Origin of the sequence: Pantoea sp. alder81 (assembly GCF_020179835.1) — a bacterium.
GTDB lineage: Bacteria > Pseudomonadota > Gammaproteobacteria > Enterobacterales > Enterobacteriaceae > Pantoea.
Genome location: NZ_JAIUDA010000006.1, coordinates 189,325 through 210,705, shown reverse-complemented (window position 1 = coordinate 210,705; position 21,381 = coordinate 189,325). Strand labels below are relative to the sequence as shown.

Here is a 21,381-nt window from a genome sequence, read left to right as displayed (position 1 = left end):
AATTACTCCTGAGGAATGAAATCGCTGGCGGGCACGGTAAAGGTGGTGCTGAGATACTGCTGTTGCAGCTTGGTCAGTTCGCCATCTTTCTGCATTGCCAGAATGTGGTCGCTGATGGCTTTGTTCAGGCTGCCGTCTTCTTTGCGTGTCGCCCAACCCATCCACTGCGAAGGCCCAACTTCACCGACCTGCGCCACTTTACCGGCGTATTTTTTCGCGACCGGCGCCAGCACGGAGATGTCGTCATAAACGAAGTCAGCGCGTTTGGTCATCAGAGTGCTGACGGTCTGATCCAGCGAATCCACGTTGATGATGGTGATCGGTTTTTTACCCTCTTTTTTCAGCTGCTCGTTAAAGCCTTTCAGCAACTGCTCGGGCACGCTGGCGGTTTTTACCGCACCGCGCAGGCCAGACAAGCTTTCCGGGCTGAGCGTTTTGCCGCTGAAGGTGCTGGCTTCACTTTCACGCACCAGCACGCCATTCACCGTTTTGCTGTAAGGCACGGTGAACAGCACTTTCTTTGCGCGCTCGGCAGTGACGTTGAGGGAGGAGCCTTCGGCATTGAACGAGCCAGAGATCAGGCCCGGCAAAATGCCGCTGAAGGCGGTTTTCTGAAACTCCAGTTTCACACCGAGATCTTTGGCGAAGGATTGCATGATCGCCACGCTGTAGCCGGTGATCTCACCTGCGTCATTGGTGTATTCGTATGGAGGAAAGGTTGGATCGATGCCAACGGTGATTTTGCCGCTGCTTTTGATGTCACTCAGGGTGTCGGCTTGCGCCTGCGCCATGGTGCCAACGGAGAGAAGTGCGGCGATCAGCAGTGCTGTTTTTTTCATTATGGTGTTTCCCTGGTGTTGGTGAAATGTCTTTTTCTAATGAGCATATTTTGTGCCAGTTTTTTCACCACCCAGCTAACACCTTTGAGGTATAGGGGGTATTACTGAATAAAATCAGTGAGAAACATTTGTTTCTTTATTTTAATTTAAAGTTTCTGTGGTTTCATTAACGGGAAATCAGGCGGGTATAGCGAAGGAGTGTGCGCACTGCTATGGGGCAATATCTGGCGCACTGTGCGCCAGAACGGGGCACTATTCGAGTTCGTCGAGGGACTGGTGCAGCGCTTCAACCTGCGCAAGATGGTCATTGCTGGTTTTGCCCATCTGTCGGGCCACCAGTGAGCAGAGCAGATTGCACACGCCGGAGAGCGCGGCGGTGCTATCGAATATCAAACTACTGTCGGTGTGGCACCGCACCACCCACTGCGCGTGACGCGCCGGTTTGCCGGAGAGCACATCCGCGATATACAGCATCGGTACGTTGCGCTCTGCCAGCGCATTCATTGCCGCTTCCAGCGCAGGCATGCGGCGGCGCAGGCCCACGCAAATCACCACATCCTGTTGATTCAGCGCGGCGAGATGCTCCGCCAGCGAATCGCCGGGACGCGGCAACAGGCGCACGTCAGGATGGATATGCACCAAATCGCGGTAAATCAGCTGTGCAATGGTCTGGCTGTGGCGCCAACCCATCACCACCACCCGGCGTGACTGCGCAATGGCGCTCACCGCCTGCTGCAGCTGTTCACTGTCCAGCGTGCGATAGCTGTTGACCAGATTGGCGATCTCTTTTTCAAGGTGCTGCTGCATGATGCTGGCAAGCGGTGATGCGGTTGGCACGGCCTGCAGATAAAGCGGTGAGCCGCTGCTCTGCATCTCACGCGCCTGACGGCGAGCGGCCTCATAGCTTTCGTAGCCAAGATGGCGAAAAAAACGCGTGGTAGTGGCTTTGGAAACGCCGGCGCTCTGCGCCAGTTCAGTGGCGGTATTCATCGCCAGCTGACCGGGTGCCGCCAGCAGCACGTCAGCCAGCCGCTGCTCATGGCTGGAGAGTTGATCCCAGTGCTGTTGAATCCGGCCCTCTAACGTTGCCGCTTTTGCACTCATGGTGATTCCCTGAAAATAAAAAAACTATCCTGCACAGAGCGTGCCGGGTTGTCATCAGGAATTTTGCCAGGCAAACAGAAATGAAAAACGCCGCCGGGTAAAAAGGAGCGCCATAAAAAAAGGCCGCCATAATGGCGACCTCTAAGGCTTACGGCAAAGTACGCGGATTTATGCGCACCGATTTGCCTTACTTGCTGGTTGGACGCAGTGCCGGGAACAGGATCACGTCGCGGATGGTGTGGCTGTTGGTGAACAGCATCACCATACGGTCGATACCGATGCCCAGGCCTGCAGTTGGCGGCAGGCCGTGCTCCAGCGCGGTAACGTAGTCTTCGTCGTAGAACATCGCTTCGTCATCGCCTGCATCTTTGGCGTTAACCTGCTGCAGGAAACGCTCAGCCTGATCTTCTGCATCGTTCAGCTCGGAGAAGCCGTTACCGATTTCACGGCCGCCGATGAAGAACTCGAAGCGGTCAGTGATTTCCGGGTTCTCGTCGTTACGACGTGCCAGCGGTGACACTTCAGCCGGGTATTCGGTGATGAAGGTTGGCTGAATCAGGTGCGCTTCGGCGGTCTCTTCGAAGATCTCAGTCACTACGCGGCCCAGACCCCAGCTCTTCTCAACTTTGATGTGCAGCGAGTGCGCAATCGCGACTGCTTTATCAAAGTCTTCCAGATCGCTCAGGTCAGTTTCCGGACGGTATTTCTTGATCGCTTCACGCATGGTGAGCTTCTCAAACGGCTTGCCGAAATCGAAGCTGTGGTCACCGTAAGGCACTTCTGTGGTGCCCAACACGTCCTGCGCCAGGGTGCGGAACAGACTTTCGGTGAGTTCGATCAGATCTTTGTAATCCGCATACGCCATATAGAGTTCCATCATGGTGAACTCTGGGTTATGACGTGGCGAAATACCTTCGTTACGGAAGTTACGGTTGATCTCGAACACGCGATCGAAACCGCCCACTACCAAGCGCTTCAGGTACAGCTCTGGTGCAATACGCAGGTACATGTCGATGTCGAGCGCATTGTGATGGGTGATGAACGGACGGGCTGACGCGCCGCCAGGGATCACCTGCATCATTGGGGTTTCAACTTCCATAAAGTCGCGGTTAACCATGAACTGACGGATGCCGGCCATGATTTTAGAACGCACTTTGAAGGTGTGACGGGAATCATCGTTAGAGATCAGATCCAGATAACGCTGACGGTAACGAGTTTCCTGATCGGCCAGGCCGTGGAATTTATCCGGCAGTGGACGCAGCGCTTTGGTCAACAAACGCAGTTCAGTGATGTGGATCGACAGCTCACCGGTTTTGGTCTTGAACAGCTTACCGCGTGCGCCGAGGATATCGCCCAGATCCCACTTTTTGAACTGCTCGTTGTAGACGCCTTCTGGCAGATCGTCACGTGAAACGTAGATCTGAATCTGGCCGCCAACGTCCTGCAGCGTAGCAAAAGAGGCTTTACCCATGATGCGACGGGTCATCATACGACCGGCCACGCTCACTTCAACGCCGAGCGCTTCCAGCTCTTCGTTCTCTTTGGCGTCATAGCTGGCGTGCAGCAGATCAGACGTGGTATCGCGACGGAAATCGTTAGGAAACGCGATGCCCTTTTCACGCAGCGCGCTGAGTTTTTCGCGACGCGCTTTCAGTTCGTTGTTTAACTCTAGGGCGGCATCAGCGCTCTGCGGTTGTTGTTCAGACATGTCGGTTCCTTATAACCCTGCTTTTAAACTTGCTTCAATGAAGCGGTCGATGTCGCCATCCAGTACCGCTTGCGTGTTGCGCGTCTCTACGCCAGTGCGCAGATCTTTGATACGTGAATCGTCGAGTACGTATGAGCGAATCTGACTGCCCCAGCCGATATCGGATTTGTTATCTTCCGCGGCCTGCTTGTCAGCGTTTTTCTTCTGCATCTCATATTCGTACAGCTTCGCACGCAACTGCTTGAAAGCCTGATCTTTGTTCTTGTGCTGTGAACGGTCGTTCTGGCACTGCACCACAATGTTGGTCGGCAAGTGGGTAATACGCACCGCAGACTCGGTTTTGTTTACGTGCTGACCACCCGCACCCGAGGCACGGTAAACGTCGATACGCAGATCGGCTGGATTGATGTCGATATCGATATTGTCATCCACTTCCGGGTAGATAAACACCGAACTGAATGAGGTATGACGACGGCCGCCGGAGTCAAATGGACTCTTACGCACCAGGCGATGGACGCCGGTTTCGGTACGCAGCCAGCCAAACGCGTAGTCACCGATGATTTTAATGGTGGCGGATTTAGTCCCGGCCACTTCACCGTCTGACTCTTCGATAATTTCGGTTTTATAACCTTTGGCTTCCGCCCAACGCAGGTACATGCGCAGCAGCATGCTGGCCCAGTCTTGCGCTTCAGTACCGCCAGAACCAGCCTGAATATCCATGTAGCAGTCGGCGCTGTCATACTCGCCTGAGAACATGCGACGGAATTCGAGTTCGCCCAGCTTCACTTCGAGCACATCCAGCTCAGCAACGGCTTCGTTGAAGGTCTCTTCGTCGTCGGCTTCAACGGCCAGATCCAGCAAGCCCTGTACATCTTCCAGGCCTTGAGTCATCAGGTCTAAGGTTTCCACCACGGCTTCGAGGGAAGCGCGTTCTTTACCCAGCGCCTGCGCGCGTTCAGGTTCGTTCCAGACGTCAGGCTGTTCCAGCTCGGCGTTTACTTCTTCGAGGCGTTCTTTCTTGGCATCATAGTCAAAGATACCCCCTAAGAACGTCGCTGCGCTCGGTGAGGTCTTGAATACGATTTTTGACCGGATTAATTTCAAACATGGCTTTTCAGTCTTTTTTGACGATTCGGTGAAAGGGGATAAAAAGTAACGCGCTAGTTTACCCGAAACTGCGCGTACTTTGTAGCATTGCAGGTGTGCGAGATAGCGCAACAGATTGCGCGGTTATACCGGCCAGATGTGGTCAATGATCAGCTGAACCGAGCGGTTGCCGCGGTATTCGTTGATATCCAGTTTATAGGCCAGCTTCACCTGACGCACGCTGGTGTCAGGCCACAAAGTGGTATCGACGTTAAACGCAATGCCGTCCAGCAGCGGACCGCCGCCCAGTGGCTCAATCATCACCTTGAGATGACGTTCACCCACCAACTTCTGTTGCAGCAGTTTGAAGTGGCCGTCGAACACCGGCTCGGGGAATGCCTGGCCCCAGGGACCGGCTTCACGCAGCATTTCAGCGGTATGCAGCGTGAACTCCTGTGCATGCAGTTCGCCATCGGACCAGATGACACCCTGCAAAGCTTCGCCATCCAGCCATTCGTCGATCAGCGCGGCAAAACGCTCGCGGAACAGATCGTATTTCTCCGTTTCCAGCGACAAGCCCGCCGCCATCGCGTGACCGCCGAACTTGATCATCATTCCGGGATAAAGCGTGTCGAGACGCTCCAGTGCATCGCGCAGGTGCAAGCCAGCGATCGAGCGACCTGAACCTTTCAGCGTGCCATCGCCAGCTGGCGCAAAGGCGATCACCGGACGATGGAAACGCTCTTTCAGGCGTGAGGCCAAAATACCGACCACACCCTGATGCCACTCGGGGTGATAGAAAGCCAGACCGAGCGGCAAATCGGTGTGCTGACGCTCCAGCTCATCGCACAGCGCCAGCGCTTCACTCTTCATGCCCTGCTCAATCTCTTTGCGCGTTTGATTCAGCGCATCAAGCTCGTTGGCGAGCATGCGCGCCTGCGCAATGTCTTCGGTGAGCAACAGTGCCACGCCGACCGACATATCATCCAGTCGACCCGCCGCGTTGAGGCGAGGCCCAACGGCAAAACCAAGATCGCTGGCCGCCAGTTGGCGTGCATCACGGTTGGCGATCTCCAGCAGCGCGCGAATCCCGGCTCGACATTTTCCGGCGCGAATGCGGCTTAAGCCCTGCCACACCAGAATGCGGTTATTGGCATCCAGCGGCACGACGTCAGCGACAGTGCCCAGCGCCACCAAATCCAGCCACTCCGCCAGGTTGGGTTCCGTTCTGCCCTCGATAAACCAGTTTTGCAGCCGCAGATGCGCACGCAGCGCCAGCATCAGATAAAACGCCACGCCCACGCCCGCTAACGAACGCGAAGGGAAGGCGCTGTCATTGAGATTAGGGTTAACGATCGCTTCCGCATCTGGCAACGTTTCGCCAGGCAGGTGGTGATCGGTGACCAACACCGGAATACCGTGCTGATGGGCAGTCTCCACGCCTGCATGGGAAGAGATGCCGTTATCCACGGTGAGAATCATCTCTGCACCGCGCGCGCGCGCCTGCTCAACCACTTCAGGGCTCAGGCCGTAGCCATCCTCAAAACGGTTGGGCACCAGATAATCGACGTTGCCGCCCATGCTGCGCAGCGCTAAGACCGTCAATGCGGTGCTGGTCGCGCCATCGGCATCGAAATCACCGACCACCACAATACGGCGGCCCGCTTCCAGCATCTGGTGCAACAAGGCTACCGCTTGATCGATGCCACCCAGCGTTTGCCACGGCAGCAGGTTTTTGGCACCACGCTCAAGTTCGGCGGCCTCTTTTACACCGCGTTGCAGGTAAAGGCGGCGCAGCAGCGGCGGTAAGGTATCAGGTAAGCTGGCGTCGGCCTGGATTTCGCGCCGACGCAGTTCGACAGAATGCATCACTGTGGATTAACCGCCCCGCTTCTGGCCATCAAGAACCTGTTTCAGCTCCTGCGGCCCCTGATAGCCAGGGATCATGGCGCCAGTATCGGTAAGAATGGCTGGCGTGCCCTGAATGCCGTACAGGATGCCCAGCTGATAGTGCTTATCCAGATTGATTTTGCAGGTTTCAGGTGCATCCATCTGCGGCGCATCGCCTTTCATCGCCGCATCAAAGGCTTTGTTGCGATCGGCGCTACACCAGATGGCGCGCATGGCTTTTTCCACCTGGCCGTGCAGACCTTCACGCGGGAAAGCGAGGTAACGCACGGTGATGCCCAGCGCGTTGTAGTCGGCCATCTGCTCATGCAGTTTACGGCAGTAGCCACAGGTGATGTCGGTAAACACGGTAATCACGTGCTGCTCTTTCGGCGCTTTATAGACGATCATTTCCGGCGCCAGCGCAGTGATTTTTTTGTCCAGCAGCTGATTGGTGACGTTCACCGGTTGTGCCCCGCTGACATCGTACAACGGGCCCTGAATCATGTGTTTGCCATCTTCAGAGACGTACAGCACGCCGCTTTCGGTCAACACGGTTTTCATGCCCGGCAGCGGTGAAGGCTGAATCTCTGTCTGCTGCAAACCGAGTTTTTTCAGTGCTTGCTGAATGTCGCTGTCATCGGCGTGAGCCAGACCGGCAAAGGCGCTGACCAGTAATGCCAGCATCGTTAACTGTTTTTTCATCTCAATTCCTTGTTGCCGCGGTTCACGCACGCGGATGATGCTGTTGATGTAACTGACGCAGGCGCTCAGTGGCCACGTGCGTATAAATTTGGGTGGTGGAGAGATCGCTGTGTCCCAGCAACATCTGTACGACGCGCAAATCCGCACCGTGGTTCAGTAAATGTGTGGCAAATGCGTGACGAAGCACGTGTGGTGATAGCTTTTCGCTGTCGATACCGGCAAGGGTGGCATAGTGTTTGATGCGATGCCAGAAAGTCTGACGCGTCATTTGTTGCGCGCGGTTACTGGGGAACATCACATCCAGCGTTTGCCCATTCAACAACCACGGCCGACCGTGCGCCATATAGTGCTCCAGCCAGTAAATCGCTTCTTCACCTAATGGCACAAGTCGCTCTTTGTTACCTTTACCAATCACGCGCACCACGCCCTGGCGCAAACTGATGTCGCTAAGGGTTAAGCCTACCAGCTCCGAAACACGTAAACCGGTGGCATACAGCAGTTCCAGCATCGCCTTGTCACGTAGCTCAAGCGGCACATCAATACTCGGTGCCTGCAGCAGACGCTCTACCTGGTTTTCACTGAGGTCTTTTGGCAATCGCTGCGGCAGTTTAGGTGCGGAGAGCAGTGCGCTGGGGTCGTCACTGCGCAGCTTTTCGCGATAGAGATATTGAAACAGGCGGCGCATCGCGCTGAGCGTGCGCGCAGAACTGGTGGCCTTGTAGCCGCCTTCGACGCGTTCGGCGAGAAATTGCTGAAGATCGAGTGCTTCCAGCGTCAGCAGCGTGCGTTCGTGGTGGTGTAACCAGCCGGTGAGCGTTTGCAAATCCTGGCGGTAGGACGCAAGGGTATTTTGCGCCAGGTTACGCTCAATCCAGAGCGCATCCAGAAATTGTTCAATCAGATCGCTATCCTGCACGGTTCCCCCCAAACACGTGTGAAATCGTGCTCATTATGCCTGAAAGTCACCTGCTTCTGGTACAATTGCGCCAAAGTGAGTTTCAGTCAGAGCATTAATTGCATGAATATCGGTCTGTTTTACGGTTCAAGTACCTGTTACACCGAGATGACGGCGGAGAAGATTCGCGATTTTATCGGTGAAGAATTAGTCACGCTGCACAACCTCAAAGATGAGGATCCCTCGCTGATGGAGCAGTACGATTTGCTGATCCTCGGCATTCCCACCTGGGATTTCGGTGAGTTGCAGGAAGACTGGGAAGCAGTGTGGCAGCAACTGCCCGCGCTGAATTTGCAGGGAAAAATTGTCGCGCTGTACGGCATGGGCGATCAGGCCGAATATTCAGAATGGTTCTTAGATGCACTCGGCATGCTGCATGAATTGCTGCAGCCGATGGGCGTGCAGTTTGTCGGTTACTGGCCGCTGGAAGGCTATGAGTTTGCCAGCAAAAAGCCACTTACTGCAGACGGCACCCAGTTTGTTGGCCTGGCTCTTGATGATGTGAATCAGTTTGAACTGAGTGAAGATCGTGTCGAACAGTGGTGCGAACAGATTTTGACGGAAACGGCTGCACTGCTCTAGCGCGGCACATCCCCATCACGCAGAAAACAGCAGGCGCGTAACGTACGCCACGCATAGGGCGGCAGGTTATCCATCATCAACCACAGCCGCCAGCGCTTGCCCTGCTGGTTTTGCAACGTCAACAGTACGCCGAAGGGCAACCAGTCTGCCTGCCGCGCCAATTTCCAGCGCGTTCCACCCCAGTGCCAGTCACCCTGTTCATCCAGCATTAAGCGGCCTGTGCGCTGCCTGAGAAGACGCTCATTGCGCCCGCACTCCAGCAGCATCAGAACCAACAGTGGGATTTTGCCCCACGTCCAGCCATCGGGCCACTCAAGGCTCAGCAGCCAAACCGAAACCAGCAAAAACAGCGTCACATTGAGCGCCCGGGCGCTGCGTGACGGCTGCACATCACATTGGAACCGGACCGCGTTCACGGTTGCGCTGCTGAATCAGTTGCACCATGCGTTTGAACTCTGGATCGGCGGGTTCACCGTGGTTCATCAACCAGTTGAACAGGTCAGGATCGTCACTCTTGAGCAGAGCAATAAACACCTGCTTATCGGTGTCAGTGAGCGAGTCATATTCGTATTTGAAGAACGGCATGATGGAGACATCCAGCTCCAGCATGCCGCGACGGCACGCCCACTGAACGCGAGCTTTATCATGAATTTCCATGTGTCTTTTTTCCATGGCTGAAAACAGTGGCGCTCAGTGTACCTGCTTTTTTCACTGCCTGCAGGCGCAGCGCTAAATGCTGAGTGATATGACGTACAGCAGCGCTACCTATTACAGGGTTATCACGCGATTTGTGCGCCAGAATCGGTAAAGAGGTTGCAATGCGGCACTGCTCTTTTAACATTGGAAGCAATATTAAAATTAATCAGGATGCACACATGCCGATTTTCACCCTTCCGCCACGCCAGCCTGCCGCATCGTCACGCCTGCCATTAACCCTGGTCTCTCTCGACGAGTGGGCGCTGGTGTCTGTGCAGGGCAAAGACAGCACGTCATATTTGCAGGGTCAGGTCACTTTGGATGTTGCGGCGATGGGTGAGACCCAACATCGTCCGGCCGCCCATTGCGACGCCAAAGGTAAGATGTGGAGCAACCTGCGTCTGTTCCACCGCGGCGAAGGTTACGCCTATATTGTGCGCCGCAACCTGCGTGAACAGCAGCTTAACGAACTGAAGAAATACGCGGTGTTCGCTAAAGTCACCATCGCACCCGATGATGATGCAGTGCTGCTTGGCGTGGCCGGTTTCCAGGCGCGCGCGGCACTGGCCGATGTGTTTGCCACCTTGCCGGATGCAGAAACGCCGGTGGTTCAGCAAGATGAAAGCACGTTGTTGTGGTTTGAACATCCTGCCGAACGCTTCCTGCTGGTCACCACGCTGGCGCAGGCTGAAGCTTTGAAAGAGAAGTTAGCCGGTGCAGCGCAGCTCAATGACAGCATCCAATGGCTGGCATTGGATATTGAAGCTGGCATTCCTGTTATTGAAACGACCACCAGCGCGCAGTTGATTCCGCAGGCAACCAACTTACAGGCGCTTGACGCCATCAGCTTCAAGAAAGGCTGTTATACCGGTCAGGAGATGGTGGCGCGTGCCAAATTCCGTGGTGCCAACAAGCGTGCGCTTTACTGGCTAGCGGGCAACGCCAGCAAAGTCCCGGAAGCGGGCGGCTCGATGGAGCTGCAGATGGGTGATAAGTGGCGTCGTACCGGCACCGTATTGAGCGGCGTGCAGCTGGATGACGGCAGCGTGTGGGTGCAGGTGGTGATGAATAACGATCTGGAGCCGGACAGCGTGCTGCGCGTAGAAGGCGATGAAGGTGGGAAGCTGACGATTCAGCCACTGCCGTATTCACTGGTCGATTGATTTGCATTCCAGGTGCGCATAAATGCGCACCCTACAAAACCCCATCCCCGTAGGGTCGCCATTCATGGCGACCTGGCCGAATATCTCACCCGGTTGATGACATCACTTATGGCGACTTCGCAGCAAGCTTAGGCAACATAAAAGTAGATCGCACAGAAGTGTAAAACGCTGCCGCCCAGCACAAAGCCATGCCAGATAGCGTGGTTATAAGGGATTCGGCGTGAGACATAGAAAATCACACCCAGCGAGTAGACAATCCCACCGGCAGCTAACAGCCAGACGCCGCCCGCAGAAAGCCTGGTCGCCAACTGATAAATCACCACCAGCGATAGCCAGCCCATACTGAGATAGGTCACTAATGACAGCACTTTAAAGCGGTGGGCAATGGTTAGTTTAAAAATGATCCCAAGCAGTGCCAGACTCCAGATCACCACCATCAACCCTTGTGCCAGCGGCGATTTCAAGCCAACCATGAGGAACGGCGTGTAGGTGCCCGCTATCAAAAGATAGATAGCGCAGTGGTCAAATTTCTTTAGCCAGGGCTTGGCCTTCTGATGCGGAATGGCGTGATACAGCGTTGAAGCGAGGAACAGCAGTATCATACTGCCGCCATACAGGCTGTAGCTGGTGATTGCGGTGACATCGGCACGCATTTCAACCGCTTGTGTTAATAGCAACACCAAACCAACAATGCCAAAAATGCAGCCGATTCCATGGCTAATGCTGTTGGCGATCTCTTCGGCTAGCGAGTAGCCCTGAGCGATAATTCGATTCTTTGCCATGCGCTTCATTCCTGGATAACGGTGTAAGAACTGTGTTTTTTATGAACATCAGAGTAACCGGGAAAAATTTCAGAGTACACATGTACGCTAAAATAATATTGTGACAGGAGTGTGACCAATGGCTGATAGCAGCGCTCTGGGTCACGCTGCCTCAGTTTCGATGATTAAATCAGAGGATTAGCGGCCACCTGCGGCATCGATAAAGGTGCCGGTGACGTAAGAAGCGGCATCGCTTGCCAGCCAGATAATCGCGGCGGCGATCTCTTCAGCCTGGCCGCCGCGCTGCATCGGCAGTGAGCTGGCCACGCGATCGACTCTGCCTGGTTCACCGCCATCGGCGTGCATTTCGGTATAGATTAAGCCCGGCCGCACGCTATTGACGCGAATGCCTTGCGCCGCCACTTCCAATGATAAGCCTTTGGTTAACGTATCCATCGCCCCTTTTGACGCCGCGTAATCGACATACTCGCCCGGCGCACCGAGACGTGCAGCCGCTGAAGAAACATTGATAATCGAACCGCCCTGCCCGCCGTGATCGGTGCTCATGCGCTTCACCGCTTCACGACAGCAGATAAACGTACCGGTAACATTGGTGGCGAACACCCGCTGAATACGTTCCGCATTGAGATCTTCCACCCGGCACTGCGTGAACAAAATCCCAGCATTATTGACCAGTACACGCAGGCTGCCTGCATGCTGATCAAGCTGTTGGAACATGCGCACGACCTGAGCTTCATCGGCGATATCCGCCTGCACGGCCAAGGCGCTGCCGCCCAGCGCTTCGATCTCGGTCACAACCTGCTGAGCTTCAGTGGCGCGCTTACGATAGTTAACCGCAACACAATAACCCGCCTGCGCCAGCATCAAGGCTGTTGCGCGTCCAATGCCACGGCTGGCGCCGGTGATTAATGCCAGATCCATGTTGCCTCCAAAATAGAAAAAGGGCCGATTTCTCGGCCCTCAGCATAGGTGCTCAAAAAGTGTTTAGCCAAAATAATTTGAGTCGCACAAGGCAGCTGGCCCCCACCCTTACCGCAAGCTCACAGAAGTCCGTGCCCGGGGTGAATGAGTGCCGCCAATACAGCGGCGGCCCTGAGCATAGCGGCTCAATTATTGGTATTCGCTCATTGGAACACAGGAGCAGAACACGTTGCGGTCACCAAACACATCATCCAGACGTTTCACCGTTGGCCAGTATTTGTTGGCGCTGCCTGCCGGGAACACCGCCAGTTCGCGGGTGTACGGATGCGCCCACTCGCCAACGATCTCCATCTGGGTATGAGGTGAATTCACCAGCGGGTTATCGTCGGCTGGCCATTCGCCGTCGGCCACGCGGTCGATCTCCATGCGGATAGACAACATCGCATCGATAAAGCGATCCAGCTCGATTTTGCTTTCTGATTCGGTGGGTTCAACCATCAGCGTTCCGGCCACCGGGAACGACATGGTCGGCGCATGGAATCCGTAATCGATCAGACGCTTGGCAATATCCAGCTCGCTGATGCCGGTCTGCTCTTTCAGCGGACGGATATCCAGAATGCATTCGTGCGCCACGCGGCCATCACGACCGGCATACAGGATTGGATAAGCGGATTGCAGACGGCTGGCAATGTAGTTGGCATTCAGAATCGCGACCGAACTCGCTTGTTTCAGACCTTCCGCGCCCATCATGCGGATGTACATCCAGCTGATGGGCAGAATCGAGGCACTACCGAATGGTGCGGCGGATACCGCGCCTTGCTGCGTCAGCACACCATCGATTTGCACCACGCTGTGACCCGGTACAAACGGAGCCAGATGCGCTTTCACACCGATTGGGCCCATGCCTGGACCGCCACCGCCGTGTGGAATGCAGAAGGTTTTATGCAGGTTAAGGTGCGAGACATCTGCGCCGATGTAACCAGGCGTGGTGATCCCCACCTGGGCGTTCATGTTGGCACCGTCCAGATAAACCTGGCCGCCGTACTGATGGACGATCTGGCACACTTCACGGATGGTTTCTTCGTACACGCCGTGGGTTGAAGGATAGGTCACCATGATGCAAGACAGCTCATCGCCAACCTGAGCGGCTTTCTCACGCAGATCGCCGAGGTCGATGTTGCCTTGTTTATCACAGGCCACCACCACCACTGCCATGCCCGCCATCTGTGCGGAAGCCGGGTTGGTACCGTGTGCAGAGCTTGGGATCAGGCAGACATTACGTCCACCTTCGTTGCGGCTCTCGTGATAACGACGAATCGCCAGCAGGCCAGCATATTCACCCTGTGCGCCAGAGTTTGGCTGCATGCAGAGCGCATCATAACCGGTGAGCTGTACCAGCCACTGTGACAGCTGGCCAATCATCTGCAGATAACCTGAAGCCTGTTCTGCCGGGCAGAATGGATGCAGTTCCGCAAACTCTGGCCAGGTGATCGGAATCATTTCGGCTGCGGCGTTGAGTTTCATGGTGCACGAACCGAGTGGGATCATCGCCTGGTTTAGCGCCAGATCCTTTTTCTCCAGGCTGTGCATGTAACGCATCATCTCAGTTTCGCTGTGATGGCGGTTAAACACCGGATGGGTCAGGAATTCGCTTTCACGCGACATGCCTGCCGGAATAGCGCTGTTTTCTGCAGAGACGCTGGCATCAAGGGCATCAATCTCCTGACCGTGCGCATCACCCAGCAGAATGGCAAACAGCGTCTGCACATCTTCGCGTGAAGTGGTTTCATCCAGCGTGATACCCACGCCGTTAAGCACGTCACTGCGCAGGTTAACGCCAAAGCTCAGCGCGCGATTCAGCACTTCGGCTTTATCAGCGACTTCAACCGTTAAGGTATCGAACCAGCTGTTGTGGCGCAGCTTCAGTCCACCGTTTTTCAGGCCAGCAGCCAGAATGCTGGTCAGACGATGAATGCGTGAGGCAATACGCTTCAGGCCCACAGGACCATGATAAACCGCATACAGACCGGCGATGTTCGCCAGCAGCACCTGTGACGTACAGATGTTGGAGTTGGCCTTCTCACGACGGATGTGCTGCTCACGGGTCTGCATCGCCATACGCAGTGCAGTGTTGCCTGCAGCATCGCGCGAAACGCCAATGATACGGCCCGGCATTGAACGTTTGTGCTCATCACGGCTGGCGAAGAACGCAGCGTGTGGACCACCGTAACCCATTGGCACACCGAAGCGCTGTGCAGAACCGAAGACAATGTCTGCGCCCTGCTTGCCTGGTGCTTCTAACTGCACCAGCGCCATGAAATCAGCGGCCACGCTCACCACCACTTTGCGGCTTTTCAGCTCGGCAATCAGTGAACGGTAATCGTGCACTTCACCGCTGGTACCCACTTGCTGGAGCAGCACGCCAAACAGATCGTCGTGATCCAGCGCTTTGCTGGCGCTGTCGATGATCAGCTCAAAACCAAAGGTTTCAGCACGGGTGCGCACCACATCCAGCGTTTGCGGATGGATATCATCGGCGATAAAGAATTTACCGGCAGTTTTCAGTTTGCTGACGCGCTTCGCCATCGCCATGGCTTCGGCTGCTGCGGTGGCTTCATCGAGCAGTGAAGCGGAGGCGATATCCAGACCGGTTAAGTCCAGCGTCAGGGTCTGGAAGTTCAACAGCGCTTCAAGGCGGCCCTGTGACACTTCTGGCTGATACGGGGTGTACGCCGTGTACCAGCCGGGGTTTTCCAGCATGTTACGCAGGATAACCGGTGGGGTGATCACGGCACTGTAGCCCATGCCGATCCAGGATTTGTAGATATGGTTCTGACTGGCAATGGCTTTCAGCTCTGCCAGCGCTTGCTGTTCGGTCGCGGCATCACCGACCGCAGGCGGGCCTGGCAATTGGATGTCAGCAGGCACGATGGCGCTGATCAGTGATTCCAGAGAGCTGGCACCAATCGCTTCCAGCATGGTGGCCTGCTGCGCGGGTGTAGGACCGATATGGCGCTCAATGAAAGCACCGTTATGTTCAAGCTGGCTGAGAGTCTGGGTCATTTGCAGTAAATCCTGAATCGGGCTGGGTTACAAAAATGGCATTAAATCAGGCAGATAAAAAAGAAGGCGCTGCAGTGCAGCACCTTCGATGACTACCGGTTACTCGTCGATAGCGCCTTTATAGGCATCGGCGTCGAGCATCGAATCAAGTTCTGAAACGTCGCTGGCTTTGATACGGAACAACCAGCCTGCCGCGTACGGTTCGCTGTTGACCAGCTCCGGTGCGTCGGCCAGCTCTTCGTTCACGGCAACGATTTCACCGCTCAGCGGCGCATAGATATCTGAGGCGGCTTTCACGGACTCCGCGACGGCACAGTCATCACCGGCAGCAAAAGTGGCGCCCACATCAGGCAGATCCACAAACACCATATCGCCCAGCAGTTCCTGCGCGTGTTCGGTGATTCCCACGGTGAAGGTGCCATCGGCTTCTTTACGCACCCACTCGTGACTATCGCGGTATTTCAATTCATTAGGCACATTGCTCATCGCCATTTCTCCTGAAAAATTACTGAGCGACCGGCTTGCCGGCGCGAACAAAAATCGGTTTAGTGACTTTCACCGGCATTTCACGATTGCGGATCTCTACAATCGCTTGCTCACCAATGCCCGCTGGCACACGTGCCAGCGCGATGCTGTAACCCAGCGTCGGGGAGAAAGAACCACTGGTAATAATACCCTGCTGTGGCTGACCTTGTTCATCGGTGAAACGTACCGATAACCCGTTACGTAACACCCCTTTTTCGGTCATGATCAAACCCACCAGCTTCTCGGTGCCTTTTTCACGTTGCGCTTCTAACGCCTCGCGGCCGATGAAATCGCGATCGGCAGGTTCCCAACTCACAGTCCAACCCATGTTGGCCGCCAGCGGTGAAACGCCTTCATCCATTTCCTGACCGTACAGATTCATCCCTGCTTCCAGACGCAACGTGTCACGTGCGCCGAGGCCAGCAGGTTTGACGCCTGCCGCTAACAATTTCTGCCAGAAATCGGCCGCTTCACTGTTCGGCATCGCAATTTCGTAGCCGGCTTCACCGGTGTAGCCGGTGGTGGCGATAAACAGGTTTTCGCTTTGCACACCAAAAAACGGTTTCATGCCCGCAACGGCTTCACGTTGTGCAGCAGTGAACAGCGTCTGCGCTTTTTGCTGCGCTTTCGGGCCTTGTACCGCAATCAATGCCAGATCGTCGCGTTCCGTAATTTCAACGCCAAACGGCTGTGCGTGCTGTTTGATCCACGCCAAATCCTTTTCACGCGTTGCGGAGTTCACCACTAAGCGGAAAAAGTCTTCGGTCATAAAGTAAACAATCAAATCATCAATGACGCCAGCCGAAGCATTCAGCATGCCGGTGTAGAGGGCTTTACCGGGCTGCGTCAGTTTGGCGACATCGTTGGCAAGCAGATAACGCAGGAATTCACGGGTGCGGGCACCGCGCAGATCGACGATGGTCATGTGGGAAACATCAAACATACCGGCATCGTTACGCACCACGTGGTGCTCATCCATTTGCGAGCCGTAATGCAGGGGCATCATCCAGCCATGGAAGTCCACCATGCGCGCACCGCATGCCTGATGCTGTTCGAATAGAGGCGTTTGCTGAGTCATAACCATCCTGTGAAAACAAGTGAGTGTGACGCGCCTGCGTCGCCTGTGCAGGCTGACGCAAACGTTCTCTTTGTTCTGAAGTTACCACCGAATGCGGCGATTAACCATAAGGAAAACGAGGGCGAAACAGTACCATCCCCCTAGCACACCTCAAACCCACGCCAGCACAAATCACTGCATTTTTGTGATTAAACACGCATAAAATACAATTAAGAACCATAAACACAGCCAGATAATGGAATGCGCACCTCAGTACGAATAAATGGTTCGGCGAGCCGTCAATATCATCATTAGTTAAAGTAATGCGAATCAATGGGTAAAATTAGAATAAATCAAACGAGGCGCAATTTGGGTGCAGAGGCGCACCAGAGCAGTGCATAGGGGTTAAAAGCAGTTTAAGTACGGTTTTTTTAACTGACCCGCTGTGTCCCAGCAATCACGACATGAGCAATACCAGGATGGATTTCAGGTATGACGGGGCATTGAATCAAGCAAAAAAAAACGGCGCCTGAATCGGCGCCTTATGAGCGGGGTTTAACGAATCCAGCTGGGCATATCATTGAGCCCCATGGCCTGCTTCAGCATCATCGGTTTTACACCCGGCAATGTGTCGGCCAGCTTCAATCCCACATCGCGCAGCAGCTTTTTCGCTGGGTGAGTACCGGCGAATAACTCGCGAAATCCCTGCATCCCCGCCAGCATCATCGCTGCGCTGTGTTTGCGGCTGCGCTCATAACGGCGCAGATACAGGTGCTGCCCGATATCTTTGCCTTCCTGATGCAGACGGCGGATCTCACCGATCAGTTCAGCGGCATCCATAAAGCCAAGGTTTACGCCCTGCCCGGCCAGCGGGTGAATGGTGTGCGCGGCGTCGCCCACTAGTGCCAGGCGGTGCGCGGCAAAGTTGCGGGCATAGCGCGCCATCAGCGGAAAGGTTTTGCGTTCGCTTTCCACATGGCACAAGCCAAGGCGCATATCGAAGGCAACCGACAGATGCTGGTTGAACAGCGCTTCTGGCATTGACTGCACGCGCGCCGCTTCCTGTGGTGACAGTGACCAGACGATAGAGCAAAGGTGCGGGTCCTGCATCGGCAGGAACGCCAGGATACCGTCGCCATGGAACACCTGACGCGCAATCGCATCGTGCGGCATATCGGTGCGAATATTCGCGACCAGCGCGTGATGATCGTAATCCCAGAAGGTAATCGGGATATCGGCTTTGTCGCGCAGCCACGAGTTTGCGCCATCAGCGGCAATCAGCAGGCGCGCACTCATCATGCTGCCGTCCTGTAACGTGACGAATGCTTCATTGTCGCCAAAGGCCACCTGCTGTAACTGCGCAGGCGCGAATAAGGTGATGTCGCTGCACTGGCTGGCGCGCTGCCATAGTGCGCTGTGAATCACCTCATTTTCAATAATATGGCCGAGATGGGATAAGCCTTGCTGCTCATCATCAAAGCTGATGGAACCAAAGCTGTCCTGATCCCACACTTCCATGCCGTGATAGGCGCTGGCACGCAACGCCAGGATGCTGGACCAGACGTCCAGTTTTTGCAGCAGGCGTTCGCTGGCAGCGTTGATCGCCGAGACGCGAATTGACGCGGCGCTCGCCGGATCAAATTGTGGCTCAGGTGCTTTTTCCAGCACGGCAACGCGCAGGCCGCTGCCCTGCAATCCGCAGGCGACGGCCAGACCTACCATGCCGCCACCGGCGATGGCCACATCAAATGTTTGCATTGCTGCCCCTTAATTCATGCTTAACGCTTTACCCAGCCGAGCGTACGCGCGGCAAGTGGGTTTCGCAGCCATGGCAGATGGTCCATTGCCACCAGCCCAAGATTTCTTCCCGCCACTAAGGGCGTATAACGGTTGGCAAACAGCCGCACCAATCCATCGGTCACGCCAATTGTCGCGGCGCGATCGGGTTGACGCCGTGCAGCGAAGTGCTGCAACACGCCATAGCTGCCTGTATCCTGCTGTTGACGATGCGCGCCTGCCAGCGTTTCCGCCAGCGACATCACATCGCGCAATCCCAGATTAAAGCCCTGTCCGGCAATCGGATGCAGGGTTTGCGCCGCATTGCCCACCAGCGCCAGACGATGCGCCACCTGGCGTTCGGCGGTTTGCAGCGCCAGCGGATAGACTTCGCGCTGGCCGGCATGGGTGAATCGCCCTAAGCGCCAGCCAAACGCCTGCTGAAGTTCGCGCAGGAAAGTTGCATCATCCCACTGTTTGACCGTCGCTTCTGCCTCAACAGGATGACACCACACCAGCGACATGCGATTACCAGACATCGGTAACAGCGCCAGCGGACCGTGCTCGGTAAAACGTTCAAATGCACGGCCCTGATGCGGCTGCTGCGTGGTGACGTTGGCAATGACGGCGAGCTGCTGATAATCGTCCCGCTGCCAGTTGATGCCACAGGATGCGGCGAGTGGCGAACGAGAGCCATCGGCAGCCACCAGCAATGCCCCCTGTAATGCCTCACCGCTGTTGAGGGTTACGGTAACAGACTCTGCTGTGCGCTCCACCGCCGTGACGTAATCCGGACAGCGCAGCGTCACACCTGGCGCACTTTTCAGACGCTGGAACAGGCGCTGCCCCACATCAAACAGCTCAACCACCTGGCCCAGCGCCGGAACCTGATAATCATCCGCTTTAAGCTGCACAAAGCCGGTGTGACCACGATCGGAGACGTGAATATCCGTGATCGGCGTGCCGCAATCTGCGAGCGAGCGCCACACATCGATATCCGCCAGCTGCTGACAGGTGCCCGCCGCTAACGCAATCGCACGGCCATCAAAGCCTGGATGTTTGCGGCTATCCGGCAGGCTGCGTTCGATCAGCGTAACGGGCAATTGGCCTTGCGTCAGGTGCGAAATCGCCAGCGCCAGGGTTGCCCCCGTCATGCCTCCGCCTGCAATCAAAATGCTCATGCGTGGCGTGCCGCTGCCATCAAGGCTTCAATCGCATCAGCATCTTTCACTACGCTGTCGGTCAGGTTTTCGTTGCCGTCAGCGGTGATCACGATGTCATCTTCGATACGGATACCAATGCCGCGATACTGCGGTGGGACTTTGGCATCCGGCGCAATGTACAGGCCCGGTTCAATCGTCAGCACCATGCCAGGCTCGAGAGTGCGGTCACGGCTTGGTGTGCCGTAATGGCCAACGTCATGCACATCCAGACCCAGCCAATGGCTTAAGCCGTGCATAAAGAACGGACGATGCGCTTGCTCTTCGAACAGCGTATCGATATTGCCTTCCAGAATACCGAGATCGACCAGACCGGTGATCATGATGTGCACCACTTCGTCATTAACGTCATGGATGCTGATGCCTGGACGGAACATCGACAGCGCCTTGTACAGCGAGGCCAGCACGATGTCGTAAATCTCACGCTGGGGTTGCGTGAATTTGCCATTTACCGGGAAGGTACGGGTGATATCACCGGCATAACCGTGGAACTCACAGCCCGCATCAATCAGCACTAAATCGCCATCGCGCATCTCACTTTCGTTTTCGGTGTAATGCAGGATGCAGCCGTTTTCGCCCGAACCAACAATGGTGTTGTACGAGGGAAAACGTGCACCGTGGCGATTGAATTCATGATGAATTTCGCCTTCGAGTTGATACTCAAACATGCCTGGACGGCAGGTTTGCATCGCGCGAGTATGTGCCAGCGCACTGATTTTTCCCGCCCGGCGCAGAATCTCAATCTCGGCTTCGCTTTTGAACAGGCGCATATCGTGCACCCACGGACGCCAGTCAGTGACGGTAGCAGGCGCGCTGAGATTCTGACGGAAGCCACGACGCAGCTTCTCTAAGGCGCTGAACACCAGTTGGTCAGCTTCCGCGTACTCACCCTGAGCGTGATAAACCACATCAAGCCCGTTGAGCAGTTGATGCAACTGGTCACCGATGTCATCCCACGGCAAAGCGCGGTCAACGCCGAGCTTCGCGGGTGCGGCATCTTGTCCGAGGCGACGGCCAAACCAGATCTCGGCGGTGAGGTCACGAACACGATTAAACAGCACGCTGTGGTTATGCTTGTCATCACTTTTGATCAGCACCAACAGCGCCTGCGGCTCATTGAACCCGGTGAAATACCAGAAATCGCTGTTTTGGCGGAAGTTGTATTCCGTGTCGTTGCTGCGGGTCACTTCAGGTGCAGCGAAAATCAAAGCGGCGCTGCCAGGTGCCATACGGGCAATCAGCGCCTGACGACGTTGCTGGAAGGTATCCAGTGTAATCATGTTTGCACTCCCTGTTGAAACGGGCACCACGC

General features: G+C 55.6%; 19 protein-coding genes. 2 read left to right on the top strand and 17 right to left on the bottom strand.

Annotated elements, in window-relative coordinates:
- Positions 1–2: 2 nt before the first annotated feature.
- The 7 genes from LBW88_RS17445 to xerD form a co-directional block, all read right to left on the bottom strand.
- Complete coding sequence (locus LBW88_RS17445; protein ID WP_224933460.1) at positions 3–839, bottom strand: transporter substrate-binding domain-containing protein; 837 nt, start codon at positions 837–839, stop codon at positions 3–5.
- 252 nt (positions 840–1,091) lie between these two features.
- Positions 1,092–1,943, bottom strand: coding sequence for a MurR/RpiR family transcriptional regulator (locus LBW88_RS17440; RefSeq protein WP_224933461.1), 852 nt, complete (start codon positions 1,941–1,943; stop codon positions 1,092–1,094).
- Positions 1,944–2,130: 187 nt separating this feature from the next.
- Complete coding sequence (gene lysS / locus LBW88_RS17435; protein ID WP_224933462.1) at positions 2,131–3,651, bottom strand: lysine--tRNA ligase; 1,521 nt, start codon at positions 3,649–3,651, stop codon at positions 2,131–2,133.
- Between the two features lie 9 nt (positions 3,652–3,660).
- Positions 3,661–4,759, bottom strand: a protein-coding gene (prfB, locus tag LBW88_RS17430; protein WP_224933463.1) for a peptide chain release factor 2 whose coding sequence is annotated in 2 segments (ribosomal slippage) — positions 3,661–4,683 and positions 4,685–4,759 — 1,098 coding nt in all. Because the reading frame shifts where the segments join, the coding sequence is not laid out codon by codon here.
- Positions 4,760–4,881: 122 nt separating this feature from the next.
- Positions 4,882–6,606, bottom strand: coding sequence for a single-stranded-DNA-specific exonuclease RecJ (recJ, locus tag LBW88_RS17425; protein ID WP_224933464.1), 1,725 nt, complete (start codon positions 6,604–6,606; stop codon positions 4,882–4,884).
- A gap of 9 nt (positions 6,607–6,615) precedes the next feature.
- Entirely contained in the window at positions 6,616–7,329 is a 714-nt protein-coding gene (dsbC, locus tag LBW88_RS17420) for a bifunctional protein-disulfide isomerase/oxidoreductase DsbC (protein ID WP_224933465.1), read from the bottom strand.
- Positions 7,330–7,351: 22 nt separating this feature from the next.
- Positions 7,352–8,245, bottom strand: coding sequence for a site-specific tyrosine recombinase XerD (xerD, locus tag LBW88_RS17415; RefSeq protein WP_034823182.1), 894 nt, complete (start codon positions 8,243–8,245; stop codon positions 7,352–7,354).
- Positions 8,246–8,347: 102 nt separating this feature from the next.
- Between xerD and fldB the strand changes: the two genes are divergently transcribed.
- Positions 8,348–8,866, top strand: a complete 519-nt coding sequence (gene fldB, locus LBW88_RS17410; RefSeq protein ID WP_058961908.1) for a flavodoxin FldB — start codon at positions 8,348–8,350, stop codon at positions 8,864–8,866.
- On the opposite strand, the gene LBW88_RS17405 is transcribed toward fldB, so the two are convergent.
- Together LBW88_RS17405 and sdhE are read right to left on the bottom strand one after the other, a co-directional pair.
- Positions 8,863–9,222 carry a protein YgfX gene (locus LBW88_RS17405; RefSeq protein WP_320442539.1) on the bottom strand — a complete coding sequence of 120 codons (360 nt, stop codon included), beginning with the start codon at positions 9,220–9,222 and terminating at the stop codon, positions 8,863–8,865. The two genes, fldB and LBW88_RS17405, sit on opposite strands and share 4 nt — an antisense overlap.
- A 34-nt stretch (positions 9,223–9,256) precedes the next feature.
- Positions 9,257–9,523, bottom strand: a complete 267-nt coding sequence (gene sdhE / locus LBW88_RS17400) for an FAD assembly factor SdhE (RefSeq protein ID WP_038645011.1) — start codon at positions 9,521–9,523, stop codon at positions 9,257–9,259.
- Positions 9,524–9,741: 218 nt separating this feature from the next.
- Here sdhE and ygfZ point away from each other — a divergent pair, with 218 nt between their 5' ends.
- Positions 9,742–10,725 carry a tRNA-modifying protein YgfZ gene (ygfZ, locus tag LBW88_RS17395; protein ID WP_224933467.1) on the top strand — a complete coding sequence of 328 codons (984 nt, stop codon included), beginning with the start codon at positions 9,742–9,744 and terminating at the stop codon, positions 10,723–10,725.
- A 128-nt stretch (positions 10,726–10,853) separates the two neighbouring features.
- On the opposite strand, the gene trhA is transcribed toward ygfZ, so the two are convergent.
- The 8 genes from trhA to pepP all read right to left on the bottom strand — a co-directional run bounded on the left by trhA (position 10,854) and on the right by pepP (position 21,349).
- Positions 10,854–11,507 (bottom strand): PAQR family membrane homeostasis protein TrhA, encoded by a 654-nt coding sequence (trhA, locus tag LBW88_RS17390; RefSeq protein WP_224933468.1) that lies wholly within the window; start codon positions 11,505–11,507, stop codon positions 10,854–10,856.
- Positions 11,508–11,684: 177 nt separating this feature from the next.
- Complete coding sequence (locus tag LBW88_RS17385) at positions 11,685–12,428, bottom strand: SDR family oxidoreductase (RefSeq protein ID WP_224933469.1); 744 nt, start codon at positions 12,426–12,428, stop codon at positions 11,685–11,687.
- A gap of 189 nt (positions 12,429–12,617) precedes the next feature.
- The gene (gene gcvP / locus LBW88_RS17380; protein WP_224933470.1) at positions 12,618–15,491 is read right to left on the bottom strand and encodes an aminomethyl-transferring glycine dehydrogenase; all 2,874 of its coding nucleotides are present in this window, start codon (positions 15,489–15,491) and stop codon (positions 12,618–12,620) included.
- Between the two features lie 99 nt (positions 15,492–15,590).
- Complete coding sequence (gene gcvH, locus LBW88_RS17375; protein ID WP_034823193.1) at positions 15,591–15,977, bottom strand: glycine cleavage system protein GcvH; 387 nt, start codon at positions 15,975–15,977, stop codon at positions 15,591–15,593.
- Between the two features lie 19 nt (positions 15,978–15,996).
- Positions 15,997–17,094: a glycine cleavage system aminomethyltransferase GcvT gene (gene gcvT / locus LBW88_RS17370; protein ID WP_224933471.1), complete on the bottom strand. Its 1,098-nt coding sequence runs from the start codon at positions 17,092–17,094 to the stop codon at positions 15,997–15,999.
- Between the two features lie 534 nt (positions 17,095–17,628).
- Entirely contained in the window at positions 17,629–18,831 is a 1,203-nt protein-coding gene (gene ubiI, locus LBW88_RS17365; RefSeq protein ID WP_160833073.1) for an FAD-dependent 2-octaprenylphenol hydroxylase, read from the bottom strand.
- 20 nt (positions 18,832–18,851) lie between these two features.
- Entirely contained in the window at positions 18,852–20,030 is a 1,179-nt protein-coding gene (ubiH, locus tag LBW88_RS17360; RefSeq protein ID WP_224933472.1) for a 2-octaprenyl-6-methoxyphenyl hydroxylase, read from the bottom strand.
- A complete protein-coding gene (gene pepP, locus LBW88_RS17355) occupies positions 20,027–21,349 on the bottom strand; it encodes a Xaa-Pro aminopeptidase (RefSeq protein WP_224933473.1) in 1,323 nt (440 codons plus the stop codon). Before pepP ends, ubiH begins: the two co-directional genes overlap by 4 nt.
- Between the last annotated feature and the right edge of the window lie 32 nt (positions 21,350–21,381).